Here is a 17,576-nt window from a genome sequence, read left to right as displayed (position 1 = left end):
GGTGACCTGGTCCGCTGGAACCACGAGGGCTCGGTCGAGTATCTCGGCCGTGCCGACCAGCAGGTCAAGCTCCGCGGCTTCCGCATCGAACTCGGCGAGATCGAGACCGTCCTCGCCGGACGGCCCGGCGTGGCCCAGGCCACCGTCGTGGTCCGCGAGGACCGGCCCGGCGACAAGCGCCTCGTCGCCTACCTCACCGCCGAGGAAGGCGCCCGGATCGAACCCGGGGACGTACAGCGGCAGGTGTCCGGGCTGCTGCCCGAGTACATGGTCCCGTCCGCCTTCGTCGTCCTCGACGAGATCCCCCTCACCGTCAACGGCAAGGTCGACCGACGCGCCCTGCCCGCCCCGCAGCTCAGCAACGAAACCACCGGGCGCGCACCGCGCACCGCCAAGGAAGAAGTCCTGTGCGGTCTCTTCGCGGAGATCCTCGGACTGCCGTCGGTCACCATCGACGACCACTTCTTCAACCTCGGCGGCCACTCGCTCCTCGCCACCCGGCTCGCCGGCCGGATTCGTACCGTCCTCGGGGTCGAGCTCTCCGTGGCGACCCTCTTCGAAAACCCGATCGTGGCCACGCTCGTCGAGAAGCTCGACGGCGCCGAGGCCGCACGGCCCAGACTTCGGCCGATGCGCCGGATGGGAGTGACCAAGTGATTCCCCTGTCATTCGCCCAGCAGCGGCTCTGGTTCATCGCCCAGATGGAAGGGCCGTCCACGACCTACAACATCCCGCTCGCCGTACGGCTGAGCGGCGAACTCGACCGCCCGGCGCTCCATTCGGCGCTCCTGGACGTGGTCGGCAGACACGAGAGCCTGCGCACCCTCTTCCCCGACCAGGACGGCACCCCGTACCAGCACATCCTCGCCGAGGAGGACGTGGAGCTCGCTCTGGACGTCGTCCCGGCCGACGCCGCGACGCTGCCGGCCGTGCTCGCCGAGGAGTCCGCCCAGGTCTTCCACCTCGCGGTGGACCTGCCGGTCCGGGCACGCCTGGTCGCCCTGGGCGAGCAGGAGCACGTCCTGCTCATCGTGATGCACCACATCGTGTCCGACGGCGGCTCGACCGCACCCCTGCTCCAGGACCTCGCCACAGCCTACGAGTCCCGCGCCCAGGGCATCGTGCCCGGCTGGGAGCCGCTGCCGGTCCAGTACGCCGACTACACCCTCTGGCAGCAGGAACTGCTCGGCGAGGGCGACGACCCGGACAGCGCCGGAGCCCGCCAACTTGACTTCTGGCGCAAGGCGCTGGCCGAACTGCCGGAGGAGGCCACCCTGCCGGCCGACCGTCCGCGCCCGGCCTCCGCCTCGTACGTGGGCGCCACCTGCGACGTACACCTGCCCGCCGATCTCCACATCGGCCTGACCCACCTGGCACGGGAGTCCGGCGCCACACTGTTCATGGCCGTCCAGGCCGCCGTGGCGACCGCCCTGTCCCGCTCCGGAGCCGGGCTCGACATCCCGATCGGCTCCCCGGTGTCGGGGCGCATCGACGAGGCACTCGACGGACTGGTCGGCTTCTTCGTCAACACGCTGGTGCTGCGCACGGACCTGAGCGGCGACCCGAGCTTCCGCGACCTGCTCTCCCGGGTCCGCAAGACGGACCTGGCGGCCTGGGACAACCAGGACCTGCCCTTCGACCGGCTGGTCGAGGCGCTGAACCCCGAGCGGTCCGCCTCCCGCCACCCGCTCTTCCAGGTGATGCTCACCATGGGCGAGGCCGGGTCCGACGTCATCGGCTTCCCGGGGCTCGACGCCCGTACCGAGTACAGCGCCCTGCAGATCGCCAAGTTCGACCTGACCTTCGGCTTCGCCGAGCACCGCACCCGCGACGGCCGGCCGGACGGCCTGGACATCACCATCGAGTACGCCACCGACCTCTACGACGCCCGGACCATCGATGCCCTCATGGCCCGGCTGCACCGGCTGCTGGAGGCCGTGGTCACCTCGCCCGACACCCCGCTGTCGGTCCTCGACCTGCTCGGCGAGCACGAGCGGCGGCTGCTCCTGGAGGAGCGCAGCGGCACCACCACCGGTACCTCCGAAATGAGCCTGGCGGAGCTGTTCGCCGCGCAGGCGGCCCGCACCCCGGACGCCATGGCCCTGGTGGACGAGGACCACGAGCTGACCTTCGCCGAACTCGACGAGGTCACCAACCGGCTCGCCCACCACCTCATCAACGCCGGAGTGCAACGGCACGACGTGGTCGCCGTCCTCATGGAGCGCTCGACCGACCTGCTCACCGCCCTGCTCGCCGTGGTCAAGGCCGGCGCCGTGTACGCCCCGCTGAACACCACCGACCCGGACAGCCGGCTCGTCCAGATCCTGGCCGACACCCGGGCACCGGTCCTCCTCACCGATCAGGCCCTCTCGGACCACCAGGTCGTCCTGGACTCCGACGCACAGGTCGTCGTCCTGGGCGACACCACCGAACTCGACCTGCTGCCCGCCACCGCTCCGGCACACACCGTCCACCCCGACCAGCCGGTGTACGCGATGTTCACCTCGGGCTCCACCGGGGTCCCGAAGGGTGTCGCCGTCACCCACCGCAACGTCGCGGACCTGGCGGCCCAGACCATGTACGCGAACGGCAACCACCGACGCGTGCTGTTCCACTCGCCGGCCGCCTTCGACGCCTCGACGTACGAGATGTGGGTGCCGTGGCTGAACGGCCGCACGGTCGTGGTGGCACCGCGAGGCCATCTCGCCCCCGCCGACTACCAACGGCTGCTGGCCCAGCACCGGATCACCGCGCTCTGGATGACCGCAGGTCTCTTCCGTGTCATGGCGGAGGAGGCACCCGAGGCGTTCGCCGGGGTCCATGAGGTGTGGGCGGGAGGTGACGTCGTCCCGCCCGAGGCGGTGCGCCGCGTCATGGACCACTGCCCGGACACCACCGTCGTCAACGGCTACGGACCGACGGAGACCACCACCTTCGCGACCACCCACCGCATCCACCGTCCGCTGGACCACACAGGTGCCATCCCGATCGGTGAACCCCTCGACAACCACCGGCTCTATGTCCTCGACGCCGCCCTGCGGCTGGTTCCACCCGGCGCTCCGGGCGAGCTGTACATCGCCGGCGCCGGCCTGGCCCAGGGCTACCTCAACCGCGCCGCACTGACGGCGGAGCGCTTCGTGGCCGACCCGTACGGCCCGTCCGGTACACGGATGTACCGCACCGGTGACCTCGTCCGCTGGAACCATGGAGGTTCCCTCGAATACCTCGGCCGTGCCGACCAGCAGGTCAAGCTCCGCGGCTTCCGTATCGAACTCGGCGAGATCGAGAGCGCGTTGACCGCCCACGAGAGCGTGGGGCAGGCGACCGTCGTGGTGCGGGAGGACCGGCCCGGCGACAAGCGTCTCGCCGCCTACCTCGTCGCCGCCGACGGCGCCCGGATCGACACCGAGGCGGTGCACCGCGAGATCGCCGGGGCACTCCCGGAGTACATGGTCCCGTCCGCCTTCGTCGTCCTCGACGAGATCCCGCTCACCACCAACGGCAAGGTCGACCGGCGGGCCCTGCCCGTACCCCGGCAGAGCACCGGCACCGGGGGCCGCCCGCCCCGCACACCCGCCGAGGAAGTCCTGTGCGGCCTCTTCGCGGCCGTGCTCGGGCTGCCGTCGGTCACCATCGACGACCACTTCTTCCGACGCGGCGGCCACTCCCTGCTCGCCACCCGCCTCATCAGCCGCATCCGGGCCGTGTGGGAGACCGAGATCACCATCCGGGACCTCTTCCAGTACGCGACCGTCGCGCAGCTGGCCGAGCGGATCGCGGCCGAAGGCAGTGGAGCACGCCGGCCGGCGCTGATGCCCGAGGAGCGGCCGGACATCATCCCGCTCTCGTCCGCGCAGCAGCGGCTGTGGTTCCTCGACCAGATGGAAGGCCCGTCCGCCACCTACAACATTCCGCTCGCCCTGCGCCTCAAGGGCGCACTCGACCACCAGGCACTCCAACTCGCCCTCACCGACGTCATCACACGCCACGAAGGCCTGCGCACCGTCTTCCCCGCCCGTGAGGGCACCCCCCACCAGTACGTCCTTCCGCCGGCCGACGCCGAACTGCCCCTGATCACCACCACCGAGGAGGAACTCACCGAGCATCTGGCCGAGCAGGCCGGCCGGACCTTCGACCTGGCGGCCGAACGGCCGTACCGGGCACAGCTGCTGAGGCTCGCGGCCGAGGACCACGTGCTCATGCTCGTGATCCACCACATCGCCTCCGACGGCTGGTCCAACGGACCGCTCTTCCGCGACCTGGCCGCCGCCTACGAGGCCCGCACCGAGGGCACCGCCCCCGCCTGGGAGCCGCTGCCCGTCCAGTACGCCGACTACTCCCTCTGGCAGCAGCGACTCCTGGAACGCGACGAGGAACGCCAGCTCGACCACTGGCGCGGGGTGCTCGCCGAGCTGCCGGAGGAGGCCACGCTGCCCGCAGACCACGCCCGCCCCGCCGTCGCCTCCAACCGCGGCCGCACACACGCCGTGCACTGCCCCGCCGAGCTGCACACCGCCCTGATGTCGCTCGCCCAGGACACCGGGACGACCCTGTTCATGGTGGCCCAGGCGGCCGTGGCGACCCTGCTGTCCCGGTCCGGCGCCGGCCACGACATCCCGCTCGGCTCACCCGTCGCGGGCCGCACCGACCAGAAGCTCGACGACCTCGTGGGCTTCTTCGTCAACACCCTCGTCCTGCGCACCGACACCAGCGGCGACCCGAGCTTCCGCGAGCTGCTCACCCGGGTCCGGGAGACCGACCTCGCCGCCTGGGCCCACCAGGACCTGCCGTTCGACCGGCTGGTCGAAGCCCTCAACCCCGAGCGCACCACCGCCCGGCACCCCCTCTTCCAGGTCATGCTCACCGTCGGCGACACCAGCAACGAGGCCCCCCGACTGGCCGGACTGGAAAGCGAGTTCGCCTTCCCGCCGGTCTCCGTCGCCAAGTTCGACCTCACCTTCGCGTTCGCCGAGAACCGCGCCGCCGACGGCCGGCCCGACGGCCTCGACATCCTGATCGAGTACACCACCGACCTGTACGACGCACGCACCATCGAGGCCACCGCGGACCGTCTGGTCCGGCTGCTCACGGGCGCCGCGGCCACCCCCGATCTGCCCCTCGCCGAGCTGGAGCCGGTGTCGGGGAACGAGCGGGCGCAGCTGCGGGAGTGGAGCGGCGCGCAGTCACCGGCGCCCTCACTCGGGCTCGACGCGCTCTTCACGGCGCAGGCCGGCCGCACCCCGCACGAGGTGGCGCTGGTCCACGAGGAACAGCAGGTCACTTACCGGGAGCTGGACATCTGGTCCAACCGGCTGGCCCGCCACCTGACCGCGCGCGGCGTCACCCCGGGCAGCATCGTCGCCATCCACCTGGAGCGGTCCCCGCAACTGATCGCCACCCTGCTCGCCGCCCTGAAGGCCGGAGCCGGATACACCCTGCTCGACCCGCAGTTCCCGGCCGACCGGCTGAACACCGTGCTCGGGCAGACCGATCCGGCGGCGCTGGTCACCCAGGCCCACCTGACGGCCCTGTCGACCCGGGCCACCCTGGTCGACCTGACCGCGGAGATACCCGCGATCAGCGCTCTGCCGGGAACCCAGGTGGAGACGGGCGGGCACCCGGAGTCCATCGCCTGTGTGATGTTCACCTCCGGGTCGACCGGAGTACCCAAGGGTGTCGCGGCCTCGCACCGGGCGCTGGCCGCCACCTTCATCGGCCCCGACTACCTGGACTTCGGCCCCGGCCAGACCTATCTGCAGAGCTCTCCGGTCTCCTGGGACGCCTTCGCCCTGGAGGTCTTCGGACCTCTCCTGCACGGCGGTGTCTGCGTCCTGCAGCCCGGTCAGCACACCGACCCGCACCAGATCGCGGAGCTGGTGGAACGGCACGGGATCACCACCCTGCAGATGTCGGCGAGCCTGTTCAACCACATGCTCGACGAGCACCCGGCGGTCTTCTCCCGGATCAAGGAGGCCATGACCGCCGGCGAGGCGGCCTCACCCGCCCACACCGCCAAGGCACTCGACGATCACCCCCACCTCCACCTCGTCAACGGCTACGGGCCCGCCGAGAGCATGGGCTTCACCACCACCCACACCCTCACCGGCCCGGCACCCGCCATCCCGATCGGACGGCCGATCGCCGGCAAGCACGCCTACGTCCTGGACGAGAACCTCCGGCTGCTGCCGCCCGGCGTGCCCGGTGAGCTGTACGTCGCCGGGCACGGCCTCGCCCACGGCTACATCGGACAGCCCGCACTGAGCGCGGAACGGTTCGTCGCCGACCCCCACGGTGCGCCCGGCTCCCGGATGTACCGCACCGGCGACCTGGCCCGCTGGAGCCAGGACGGCGCGCTGGAGTATTTCGGCCGGGCCGACCAGCAGATCAAGTTGCGGGGTTTCCGCATCGAGCCGGGTGAGATCGAATCGGCGCTGCTGCGGCACCCCTCCCTCGCCCAGGTGGCGGTGCTGATCCGCGAGGACCGGCCCGGTGACAAACGGCTGGTGGCGTACGTGGTGCCCACCGAAGGCAGTCGTCCCGACCTGGCCGAGCTCCGCCGGCACGCGGTCACGGCCCTGCCCGAGTACATGGTTCCGGCCACGATCGTGCCCCTGGAGGCGCTGCCCCTGACGGTCAACGGCAAGCTCGACCGCCGTGCGCTGCCCGAACCGCAGCAGGCCGACACCGGCGGGGGCCGGGAGCCGCGCACCCCGGCGGAAGAAGTCCTGTGCGGCCTCTTCGCGGAGGTCCTCGGACTGGCGTCGGTCACCATCGACGACCACTTCTTCCAACTCGGCGGCCACTCCCTGCTCGCGACCCGGCTGATCGGCCGGATCCGTTCCATCTGGGACACCCGCGTCACCATCCGGGACCTGTTCCAGTACCCGACGCCCGTGCTGCTCGCCGAGCACATCGCCACGAACTCGGGCGGCGACCCGATGGAGACCCTGCTGCCCATCCGGGCCGCGTCCGCCACCGACACCGAGGCACCGCTGTTCTGCGTCCACGCGGTCTCCGGGATGAGCTGGTTGTACGCCGGACTGCTCCGGCACATCGGCGGGCGACGGCCGCTGATCGGGCTCCAGGCAAAGGAGTTGACCAGCCCCTCGGACCGGCCGGCCGGTATCGAGGAGATGGCGGACGGCTATGTGGCCGAGATCCGCTCGGTCCAGGCCCACGGCCCGTACCACCTGCTCGGCTGGTCGTTCGGCGGTCTGGTGGCGCACGCGATCGCGGCCAGACTGGAGGAGCAGGGGGAGCAAGTGGCCCTTTTGGCGCTGCTCGACTCCTACCCGCTGCCAGACGGATTCCGGCCACCCGCCATCACCGGGCGGGAGGTGCTGACCGCACTGCTCGGCGGCCGCGGCGCCGAGATCGACGTGCGGTGCGCCGACACCGCCCCGGACCCGGAGGAACTGGCCGCCGTGCTGCGCGCCGAGGACGCGATCCTGGGCGCCCTGGAGCCCGCCCAGGCCGCCGCCGTCGTCGCCGCGACGGCCGGCAACCTGGAGATGCGCTACCGGTACGTTCCCCGGCGGCGGTTCGGCGGCGACGCGGTGTTCTTCGACGCCGCCCGCACCCCGTCCGCGACGGGCGGCGCGGACGCCTGGGCACCCCATGTCGGCGGCCGTGTCGAGGAGCACCACATCGACTGCGAGCACTGGGACATGACCACGGCCGAACCCCTGCGCGAGATCGGAAAGGTACTGGCCGAGGAGTTGCGAGGAGTGCGCCACTGATCCGGAGCCACCCGCAGGTGCCCGGGCCCGCCACGACGGCGGACCCGGGCACCTGTGCGTGCGCCGCCGCCTTCTTCGGCACCCCGAATTGCCCGCGTGCTGCCGCTCATGCCGCCGGGCGGCGGGTTCCGGCCTGCATAGCGTGAAGCCATCCGCAGGCCACGGCTCCCGGCAACAGAAAGTCAAGGAAATGGTTGATCATTCCGGCTGGCGTGTCGGGGTAGCTTCAGCCCCCGTCCACCACGGCGAGATCCTGCAAGGCGTGTTCCCCGGTGACGGCGGGCTCACCCGAGGTCTCGTCACTCTTCCCTGCACCATTCACGCGACGCGCGCGACGTTCATACCCGCTCCCGGCGACGAGGTCACCGTCACGCCGGAATGGAAGGGCAAGGCGCGGCGCGCGGCCGAACTCACCGTCCGCGCCGTGACACCGCCGGGCGCCGAGCCGGCGGGCGGTCATCTGGACCTCACCGGCGACGTACCGCTGTGCCGGGGCTTCGGCTCGTCCACGAGCGATGTGCTCGCGGCCATCTGGGCGGTGAAGGACGCGTTCGTCAGCCCGCTGTCGCCGCAGGACGTGGCCCGGATCGCGGTACGCGCGGAGACCGCGTCCGACTCCCTGATGTTCGAGGAGTCCACGGTCCTGTTCGCCCAGCGCGAGGGCACGGTGATCGAGGACTTCGGCTACCGGATGCCGGCCATGCGGATCCTCGGCTTCGGCTCACGCCCCGAGGGAGGCGGCCGGGGCGTGGACACGCTCGCCCTCTCGCCGGCCCGCTACGGGCAGGACGAGATCGACCTCTTCACCCGGCTGCAGGCGATGCTCCGGGAGGCCATTCAGATGAAGGACGTGGCCCTGCTGGGCTCGGTGGCCACGGCCAGCACGGAGATCAATCAGCGTCATCTGCCGATCCCGGACCTCGACCGCATCCGTGACATCGCGCGGACCACCGGAGCCGTCGGGGTACAGGCGGCGCACAGCGGGGACATCGCGGGTCTTCTCTTCGACCGGGACGACCCCGAGGTCGAGGCGCGGACCGACCTGGCCCAGGACCTCCTGCAAGAGCTCGGAATTCACGAGCAGTGGAACTACACGACGGGTGACTGACATGACGACGACTCTGCCCAAGGCTCACTCCTCGATCGTGGAGGCCACGGAGCTGCCACGCATCATCAAGGTGACGGACAACCTCTACGCGGCGGCCTTCAGCCTGATGAAGCTGCTGCCCGCCCGCTACATACTCGACCGCGCCGAGGCCGCGGGCCTGATCTCCCCGGGCACCCCGATCATCGAGACCTCCTCGGGCACCTTCGCCCTGGGCCTGGCCATGGTCTGCCGCCTGCGCGGCTACCCGCTGACCATCGTCGGCGACTCGGCGATCGACCGGGACCTGCGCACCCGGCTCGAAATGCTCGGTACGACGGTGGAGATCGTCGAGCACACCGGTCAGGCCGGAGGCATCCAGGGCGCCCGGCTCGCCCGCGTCGCCGAACTGCGCCGGCAGCATCCGGACGCCTTCGTCCCCGGCCAGTACGACAACCCCGACAACCCCGGCGCGTACGGCATCGTCGCCGATCTGATCGGCGACACCGTCGGAGCCGTGGACTGCCTGGTGGGCCCGGTGGGTTCGGGCGGCTCGACCGGCGGACTCGCCGCCGCGCTGCGGCAGACCGGTCCGGCCCTGCACCTGGTCGGCGTGGACACCCAGGGCAGCATCATCTTCGGCAGCCCGGACGGACCGCGCATGCTGCGCGGGCTCGGCAGCAGCATCCACCCGGGCAACGTCAGGCACGCGGCGTACGACGAGGTCCACTGGGTGACGGCCCCCGAGGCGTTCCACGCCACCCACGAGCTCTACCGCGCACACGGCCTGTTCATGGGCCCGACCAGCGGCGCTTCCTTCCAGGTGGCTTCGTGGTGGGCAGAGCAGAACCCGGACAGCACCGTCGTGATGGTGCTCCCGGACGAGGGCTACCGCTACCAGTCCACGGTCTACAACGACAGCTGGCTGCGTGAGCAGGGGATCGTCCCCGCCCCCGCCGTCGACGGCCCGGTCACCGTCGAACACCCGCTGGACGCCCCCGCCGCCTGGTCCCGGCTGCTGTGGGCCCGCCGCGGCTTCGACGACGTGGTGCTGCCGGTGGTCGGCTCATGAACGAGCGCCTGCTGCTCCTGGTGGAGAGCAACACCACCGGTACGGGACGGCTGTTCGCGCGGCGTGCGGCCGAGCTGGGCGTGGTGCCCGTGCTGCTCTGCGCGGACCCGGACCGCTACCCCTACGCCGCCGAGGACCGGCTGCGGACGGTCGTCGTGGACACCTCCGACGAGGCCGCGCTGTGGGCGGCCGTCCGCGCCCTGGAGGACGAGGCCACCATCGCGGGCGTCCTGACCAGCTCCGAGTACTACGTACCGGCCGCCGCCGCACTGGCGTACCGGCTCGGGCTGCCCGGCCCGCCGGCCGAAGCCGTGCGGGCCTGCCGGGACAAGGCCGAACAGCGCCGGGTGCTCGTCGACGCGGGCGTCGGATCGCCGGACTTCGCCGTCGTCTTCGAAGTCGCCGACGCACTGGCCGCGGCCCGCTCCATCGGACTGCCCGTGGTGGTCAAACCGGTCCAGGGCTCGGGGAGTCTGGGCGTACGGCTCTGCGCGGACCTCGACGAGGTCGCCGAGCACGCCGGGACACTGCTGGCGGCCACCGTGAACGAGCGGGGCATCGCCTCACCGGGCCGGATCCTGGTCGAGGAGTACCTGACAGGGCCGGAGTTCTCCGTCGAGGTGTTCGGCACCGACGCCGTCGTCACCGTCGCCAAGCACGTCGGCGCGCTGCCGTCCTTCGTCGAGATCGGCCACGACGTACCGGCCGCCCTGCCCGGCGAACAGGAGATCGCGCTGCGCGAGTCCGCGGTACGAGCCGTGCGGGCCCTCGGCCTCGGCTGGGGAGCCGCCCATGTCGAACTACGCCTGACCGGGCCCAGGACCGCCGAGGTCATCGAGGTCAACCCCCGGCTCGCCGGCGGCATGATCCCCGAACTCGTCCGCAGGGCCTGCGGGATCGACCTGGTGCGCGCCCAGGTACTGGCCGCGCTCGGCACCGCTCCCGAGCTGGAACGCTCCGGATACGCCCGCGCCTCGATCCGCTTCCTCACCGCGGAACAGGACGGCATCCTCGCCCCCTCCGCCGCGCTCGCAGAAGCCGTGGCCCGGGCCCGCACCGTACCGGGCACCGTCGAGGCGGTGCTCTACCGCGCCGCGGGCGAACCCGTCGGCCCCGCCGAGGACTTCCGGGGCCGCGTCGGCCACGCGATCTCCGTCGCCGACCGCTCGGTCCGGGCGGCCGAGGCCGCCGACCGGGCCGTGGCCCTGCTCGGCGAAGCCGTGTCCTACGCGGACCTGCACACAGAGGAGGCATTCGCATGACCGCAGCGACGGCGCACGGCGTCGACACCGGCCGGCTGAAGGCCGCGCTCGACGCCGAGGCGCACCGCATCGTCTACGACCAGTACCTGCCCCACACCACGGACGGGCTGGGCGAGGAACTGCGCTGCATCAGCGAGGTCGACCGGGCCCACCTGATCATGCTCACCGAACGCGGGATCGTGGACGCGGACCGGGCCGCGGCCCTGCTGAGCACCATCGAGGAACTGCGCGGCCAGGACTTCGCCCCGGTCCGCGCCACCCCGATGCCGCGCGGCGTCTACCTGGCGTACGAGGGACACCTCATCGAGCGGCTGGGCGACGGGACCGGCGGCATCCTGCACACCGGCCGCTCGCGCAACGACCTCAACGCCACCACCACCCGGCTGAAGACGCGCGGTCCCTACCTGGCCCTGCTCGACGCGGTCGACCGGCTGGCGGGGGTGCTCCTGGCGAAGGCCGAGGAGTACCGGGACGTGATCATGCCCGCCTACACCCACGGCCAGCCGGCCGTACCGATCAGTTACGGGCACTACCTCGCCGGTGTCGCCGGCGCGGTGCTGCGCGCGTACCAGTCGCTGCTGGACGCCGGACGCCAGATCGACGTCAACCCGCTGGGCGCCGGCGCGATCGGCGGGACGTCCGTCCCCATCGACCCCCGGCGCACCGCCGAACTGCTCGGCTTCGGCTCCACCGCGCCCAACTCGGTCGACGCGGTGGCCTCCCGGGACTTCGTTCTCGACCTGCTGTCCGCCTCCGCCGTCCTCGGCGTCGCGCTGGCCCGCGCCGGACGGGACCTGAGCACCTGGACCTCGGAGGAGTTCGGGCTGCTGAGGGTGGGCGACACCCTCGTCGGCTCCAGCTCGATGATGCCGCAGAAGCGCAACCCCTTCCTGCTCGAACACATCCAGGGCAGGTCCACCGCGAGCCTCGGCGCGTTCGTCGGCGCGGCGTCCGCGATGACCACCGGCGGCTACACCAACGCCATCGCGGTGGGCACCGAGGCCGTACGGCACCTCTGGCCCGGCCTGAGCAGCACCACCGACGCGGTGACGCTGCTGAGCCTGGTGGTGGCGGGCACGGAACCGGAACGCGAACGCATGACGGACCGGGCCGTGGACGGCTTCACCTCCGCCACGTACCTCGCGGAGCGGCTCGTCCTGGACGGAACGCCGTTCAGGGCCGCACATCATCTGGTCGGCGCGACCGTGCTCGGTGCCCTGGAATCCGGCCGGTCGCTGGTGGACGCGGCCCACTTCGCCGCCGTCGACGACGGCGGCCTGGCCCCCGACCGGGTGGCCGCGGCGTGCGCCCACGGCGGCGGACCCGGTTCCACGGCCGACGGCATACGCGCCCTCGGCACCCTGCGGGACGAGCTCAAGTCCGAACTGACCGGCCGGCGCACCCGCTGGTCCGACGGAGCGGCGCTGCTGTCGCGGATCGTGACCGAGGCGGTGACGTCATGTCGGCCCGCCTGACCGAACGCCCTGCGGGCACGGAACAGGAGTGCCCGCCGCGCAGCGGACTGCTCGGCCACCACGACTTCCGGCTGCTGTGGCTCGGCGAGACGACCAACCGCGTCGGCATCAACATCACCGGGGTCGCCATGCCCCTGGTGGCCGTGGTGACGCTCGATGCGAGCACGTTCTGGGTGAGCGTGCTGGCCGCCGCCCCCTGGCTGCCCTGGCTGCTCATCGGCCTGCCCGCCGGTGCCTGGGTGGACCGGATGCGCCGCCGGCCGATCATGCTGATCTGCAACCTGGTCCCGCTCGTGCTCCTGGCCAGCGTTCCGGTGGCCGGCTGGCTCGGCGTCCTGACGATGACCCAGCTGATGGCCGTTGCGCTGATCAACGGGTTCGCCGCGGTGTTCTTCGGGATCTCGTACAAGGTCTACCTGCCCTCCATCGTCGGACCCGAGGACCTCCAGGAGGCCAACGCCAAGCTCCAGGGCAGTGAATCGGTGGCCCAGGTCGCGGGGCTGGGCGGCGGCGGTCTGCTGGCCCAGGCGTTCGGCGCTGCCTCCGGTCTCCTCGTCAACTCGGCGACGTTCCTCGTCTCCGCGCTGTGCCTGCTCGGCATCCGGCGCAAGGAGCCGCTCCCGGAGAAACCCGGGGAACGACGGGCCCTGCGACAGGACATCAAGGAGGGGGTGCAGTACACGTTCAAGGACCCGTACCTGCGCGTTCTCACCCTGTACGGTACCGCCACCAACCTGCTCCTGACGGCCGAGGCGGCGATCCTGCCGGTCTTCATCATCCGTGAGCTCGGGGTGCCCGAAGGCGCCACCGGCTGGCTCCTCGCGTCGAGCAGCATCGGCGGGATCCTCGGGGCCACCGCCGCGAAACGCCTGATCGCACGGTTCGGCTCGGCCCGCGGACTGCTGGTCGCCACGATCGCCAGCGCCCCGTTCGCCCTGCTCGTCCCGATGACGGGGACGGACTGGACGCTGTCGGCACTGGTGGTCGGCAGCGCGGTCCTCTCGCTCGGTGTCGTGCTCGCCAACGTGATCCAGGGGGCGTTCCGTCAGCGCTACTGTCCGCCCCAGCTGCTCGGCCGCGTCTCGGCCAGCGTCTCGGTCGCGAACTTCGGCGCCATTCCCTTCGGTTCGCTGCTCGGCGGGATCCTCGGCACCGCCCTCGGACTGCGGCCCACTCTGTGGCTGCTCACCGCGGGACTCGCCCTGACCCCGCTGCTCCTCCTGATCGGGCCGCTGCGCCGAAGGCGGGACCTCCCGGTCGCGCCGGCCGCGCCGTGAGACCCGACTCGCCTGTCACTCTCGTACGAACAGGAGAGACCCCGTGGAACAAACCCTGCCGTGGGTCGTTCGTGAGCTGCCACCCCCTGGCTCGCTCGACCTCTGGCTCCTGAGGGTCTCGGATGTCCCCATCGGCATCCTGGACGAACAGGTACTCGACGCGACCGAGCGTCAACGTGCCGCCACCCTCATGCACGCCGCCGACCGAACCCGGTTCACGGCCGCGCATGTCGCCCTTCGCCGGCTGCTCGGCTCGTACCTGAGCCTGCGCCCCGAGGAGGTCCACTTCGGCCGGGACACCTGCCCCTGCTGCGGCGGACCGCACGGCCGGCCCACCGTGCTCGACGCCGACGACCGGCTGTTCTTCTCGCTGTCGCACCGCGGCGATCTCGCCGTCGTCGGAACCGCGGCGGCCCCCATCGGGGTCGACGTGGAACTGGTGCCGGACGAGGAGGGCACCGCCGACCTCGCCGCGATGCTGCACGTGGACGAGCAGGCCGAACTGGCAGCCCTGAGCCCGCCGGCCCGGCCCCGGGCCCTTGCCAGGCTCTGGACCCGCAAGGAGGCCTACCTCAAGGGCCTCGGCACGGGTCTCGGGCGGGATCCCGCACTCGACTACGTCGGCTCGGGACGACCCGAGGGCCCGTACCCGCCGTCGGGCTGGACCCTCCTCGACGTTCCGGTGGACCGGGGCTACGCGGCGGCGGTGGCGGTCCGCGGCGAGCTCACCGTGGACGCACCCCTCGTCAGGAGGCTCGCCGGTCTGGACGTCGTACGGCACACCTGCGACGCCCTGCAGACGGCAAGAACTCCGCCCTGACCTCTCCCCAGGTCCGCCGGGTGCACCGTTGCGGTGATCACCCGGCGGCGGGCACGCACCACCCGGCCGCTCCCGCCGTGGCGGCCGATCACCGATATGTCCCGGCCAACACTCCTACGGACTTTTGGAACTGACGATGTCAAACGCTGTGAAGCAGGCCCCCGCGGCCCTCCTCCCGCACATGCGGCCCCGCACGGCCGGGCAGCCGGACAACGGCGCCGAGCGCATGACGGGTGCCCAGTCGCTCATCCGCTCGCTCGAAGAGGCCGGCGTGGAAACCGTGTTCGGTATACCCGGCGGCTCGATCCTGCCCGCCTACGACCCGATGATGGACTCGACCCGGGTCCGGCATGTGCTGGTCCGTCACGAGCAGGGCGCCGGACACGCCGCCACCGGCTATGCGCAGGCCACCGGGAAGGTCGGCGTCTGCATGGCCACCTCGGGCCCCGGCGCCACCAACCTGGTCACCCCGATCGCCGACGCCCACATGGACTCCGTCCCGCTGGTCGCGATCACCGGCCAGGTCTCCTCCAAGGCGATCGGCACGGACGCCTTCCAGGAGGCCGACATCGTCGGTATCACCATGCCGGTCACCAAGCACAACTTCCTGGTCACCAACGCCGACGACATCCCGCGGACGGTCGCCGAGGCGTTCCGCATCGCCTCGACCGGCCGCCCCGGACCGGTACTCATCGACATCACCAAGGACGCCCTGCAGGCGGCCACCACCTTCCGGTGGCCGGCCAGGACGGACCTGCCCGGCTACCGCCCGGTCACCAAGCCGCACGCCAGGCAGATCCGCGAGGCGGCCCGGCTGATCAGCACGTCGAGCCGCCCGGTGCTGTACGTCGGCGGCGGTGTGCTCAAGGCACGGGCCACGGACGAGCTGCGCACCCTGGCCGAGCTGACCGGGGCGCCCGTGGTCACCACCCTGATGGCGCTGGGCGCCTTCCCCGGCAGCCACCCGCAGCACGTGGGCATGCCCGGTATGCACGGGGACGTCGCGGCGGTCGCCGCACTCCAGAAGGCCGATCTGATCGTGGCCCTGGGAGCCCGGTTCGACGACCGGGTCACCGGCAGGCTGGACGGCTTCGCCCCGCACGCCAAGGTCGTCCACGCCGACATCGACCCGGCGGAGATCTCCAAGAACCGGCTCGCCGACGTACCCATCGTCGGGGACGCCCGCGAGGTTCTCCTCGCCCTGTCCGACGCCGTGCAGTCAGAGCGGGAGGACGGCCGCGCCGGCGACTACACCGCCTGGTGGCGGGAGCTGGACCACTGGCGCACCACCTACCCGCGCGGCTACGAACTGCCCGCAGACCCGGCCCTGCTCGCTCCGCAGCAGGTCATCGAGCGGATCGGTCAACTCGCTCCGCGGGGAACGCTGTTCGCCTCCGGTGTGGGGCAGCACCAGATGTGGGCGGCGCAGTTCCTCCCGCACGAGGAACCGGGCACCTGGTTCAACTCGGGCGGCGCCGGAACGATGGGGTACGCGGTCCCGGCCGCGATGGGCGCCAAGGCCGGACGCCCCGAGCGCACGGTCTGGGCGATCGACGGCGACGGCTGCTTCCAGATGACCAATCAGGAACTCACCACCTGCGCGCTCAACAACATCCCGATCAAGGTCGCGGTGATCAACAACGGCGCGCTCGGGATGGTCCGCCAGTGGCAGAACCTGTTCTACGGGGCACGGTTCTCCAACACGGTGCTGCACAACGGAGCCACCAACGCGAACACCGGATCGACCCGCGGAGTGGGATCCGACACCAACCGGGGCACCCGGGTCCCGGACTTCGTACAGCTCTCCGAGGCGATGGGCTGTGTGGGCCTGCGCTGCGAGAACCCCTACGAGCTCGACGCGATCATCGACAAGGCCAACGCGATCAACGACCGCCCCGTCGTGGTGGACTTCATCGTCCACGAGGACGCGATGGTGTGGCCGATGGTCCCTGCCGGCACCTCCAACGACGACATCATGGCCGCACGCGACGTACGCCCCGACTTCGGCGACTTTGCGGACGACTGAGAGGACCCTCTGACATGTCCCAGCACACGCTCTCCGTCCTGGTCGAGGACACGCCCGGCATCCTGGCCCGTGTCGCCGCACTGTTCTCGCGCCGCGGTTTCAACATCGACTCGCTCGCGGTCGGTACCACCGAACATCCCGAGCTCTCCCGCATCACCGTCGTCGTCAGGGTCGACCACCAACTGGCCCTGGAACAGGTCACCAAGCAGCTCAACAAGCTGGTCAACGTCCTCAAGATCGTCGAGTTGGAGGCGGACTCCGCCGTCCGGCGCGAACTGGTCCTGGTGAAGGTGAGCGCCGGCAACGGCACCCGGGCCCAGATCATCCAGATCGCCGAGCTGTTCCGGGCCAGAACCGTCGACGTCTCGCCGGACGCCGTCACCCTCGAAGCGACCGGCTCCGGCGACAAGCTCGACGCGATGCTCCGGATGCTCGCGGGCTTCGGCATCAAGGAGCTCGTCCAGTCCGGCGCGATCGCCATCGGCCGCGGCTCCCGGGCCCTGGCCGACCGCTCCGCACGCGAGGCCCGGCCGATCCGCCTGACCCCGTCCGCCACCACGGTGACGGCCGACGCGCAGAGTGCCTAGGCAGTGTCCGCGCAGTCCCGTACAGACCACAGCTTTCCGCTTTCCCGTCCGCACACCCGCACGTTCCAGGAATCAAGGAGAACCACCATGCCTGCCGAGCTGTTCTACGACGACGACGCCGACCTGTCCATCATCCAGGGCCGCAAGGTCGCGGTCATCGGTTACGGCAGTCAGGGTCACGCCCACGCGCTGTCGCTGCGTGACTCGGGTGTCGATGTCCGGGTCGGTCTGCAC

The 17,576-nt window shown here is 71.4% G+C and carries 10 protein-coding genes and 1 pseudogene; all 11 read left to right on the top strand.

From position 1 onward, the window contains the following. Positions 1–657 (top strand): phosphopantetheine-binding protein (locus tag ACWCQ6_RS31580; RefSeq protein ID WP_451095059.1); only part of this gene is annotated, 657 nt, incomplete at its 5' end. After that, a complete protein-coding gene (locus tag ACWCQ6_RS31575) occupies positions 654–7,739 on the top strand; it encodes an amino acid adenylation domain-containing protein (RefSeq protein ID WP_451095057.1) in 7,086 nt (2,361 codons plus the stop codon). The genes ACWCQ6_RS31580 and ACWCQ6_RS31575, both read left to right, overlap by 4 nt. Before the next feature lie 190 nt (positions 7,740–7,929). Beyond that, entirely contained in the window at positions 7,930–8,847 is a 918-nt protein-coding gene (locus tag ACWCQ6_RS31570; protein WP_451095055.1) for a GHMP family kinase ATP-binding protein, read from the top strand. A gap of 1 nt (position 8,848) precedes the next feature. Then, a complete protein-coding gene (locus tag ACWCQ6_RS31565) occupies positions 8,849–9,895 on the top strand; it encodes a PLP-dependent cysteine synthase family protein (RefSeq protein ID WP_451095053.1) in 1,047 nt (348 codons plus the stop codon). Further along, a complete protein-coding gene (locus tag ACWCQ6_RS31560; RefSeq protein ID WP_451095051.1) occupies positions 9,892–11,157 on the top strand; it encodes an ATP-grasp domain-containing protein in 1,266 nt (421 codons plus the stop codon). The genes ACWCQ6_RS31565 and ACWCQ6_RS31560 overlap by 4 nt, the downstream gene beginning before the upstream one ends. After that, positions 11,154–12,632, top strand: coding sequence for an argininosuccinate lyase (gene argH / locus ACWCQ6_RS31555; RefSeq protein WP_451095049.1), 1,479 nt, complete (start codon positions 11,154–11,156; stop codon positions 12,630–12,632). The genes ACWCQ6_RS31560 and argH overlap by 4 nt, the downstream gene beginning before the upstream one ends. Next, complete coding sequence (locus ACWCQ6_RS31550; RefSeq protein WP_451095047.1) at positions 12,617–13,909, top strand: MFS transporter; 1,293 nt, start codon at positions 12,617–12,619, stop codon at positions 13,907–13,909. Before argH ends, ACWCQ6_RS31550 begins: the two co-directional genes overlap by 16 nt. A gap of 43 nt (positions 13,910–13,952) precedes the next feature. Next, positions 13,953–14,729 carry a 4'-phosphopantetheinyl transferase family protein gene (locus ACWCQ6_RS31545; protein ID WP_451095045.1) on the top strand — a complete coding sequence of 259 codons (777 nt, stop codon included), beginning with the start codon at positions 13,953–13,955 and terminating at the stop codon, positions 14,727–14,729. Positions 14,730–14,865: 136 nt separating this feature from the next. Further along, positions 14,866–16,755 carry an acetolactate synthase large subunit gene (locus ACWCQ6_RS31540; protein ID WP_451095043.1) on the top strand — a complete coding sequence of 630 codons (1,890 nt, stop codon included), beginning with the start codon at positions 14,866–14,868 and terminating at the stop codon, positions 16,753–16,755. A 14-nt stretch (positions 16,756–16,769) separates the two neighbouring features. Beyond that, the gene (gene ilvN / locus ACWCQ6_RS31535) at positions 16,770–17,342 is read left to right on the top strand and encodes an acetolactate synthase small subunit (protein WP_451095041.1); all 573 of its coding nucleotides are present in this window, start codon (positions 16,770–16,772) and stop codon (positions 17,340–17,342) included. Positions 17,343–17,429: 87 nt separating this feature from the next. Further along, a pseudogene (locus ACWCQ6_RS31530) lies at positions 17,430–17,576 on the top strand (ketol-acid reductoisomerase); the annotation flags it as partial.

This window comes from Streptomyces sp. NPDC001880, from assembly GCF_053594575.1.
The sequence above is the reverse complement of the archived record's forward strand: the minus strand, read 5'-3'. Positions and strand labels throughout refer to the sequence as shown.

Excerpts from the sequence above, each read along its gene's own strand:
- ACWCQ6_RS31570 (WP_451095055.1), top strand. The coding sequence starts at position 7,930 with ATGGTTGATCATTCCGGCTGGCGTGTCGGGGTAGCTTCAGCCCCCGTC.
- ACWCQ6_RS31540 (WP_451095043.1), top strand. The coding sequence starts at position 14,866 with ATGTCAAACGCTGTGAAGCAGGCCCCCGCGGCCCTCCTCCCGCACATG.
- argH (WP_451095049.1), top strand. The coding sequence starts at position 11,154 with ATGACCGCAGCGACGGCGCACGGCGTCGACACCGGCCGGCTGAAGGCC.
- ilvN (WP_451095041.1), top strand. The coding sequence starts at position 16,770 with ATGTCCCAGCACACGCTCTCCGTCCTGGTCGAGGACACGCCCGGCATC.
- ACWCQ6_RS31565 (WP_451095053.1), top strand. The coding sequence starts at position 8,849 with ATGACGACGACTCTGCCCAAGGCTCACTCCTCGATCGTGGAGGCCACG.
- ACWCQ6_RS31550 (WP_451095047.1), top strand. The coding sequence starts at position 12,617 with ATGTCGGCCCGCCTGACCGAACGCCCTGCGGGCACGGAACAGGAGTGC.
- ACWCQ6_RS31560 (WP_451095051.1), top strand. The coding sequence starts at position 9,892 with ATGAACGAGCGCCTGCTGCTCCTGGTGGAGAGCAACACCACCGGTACG.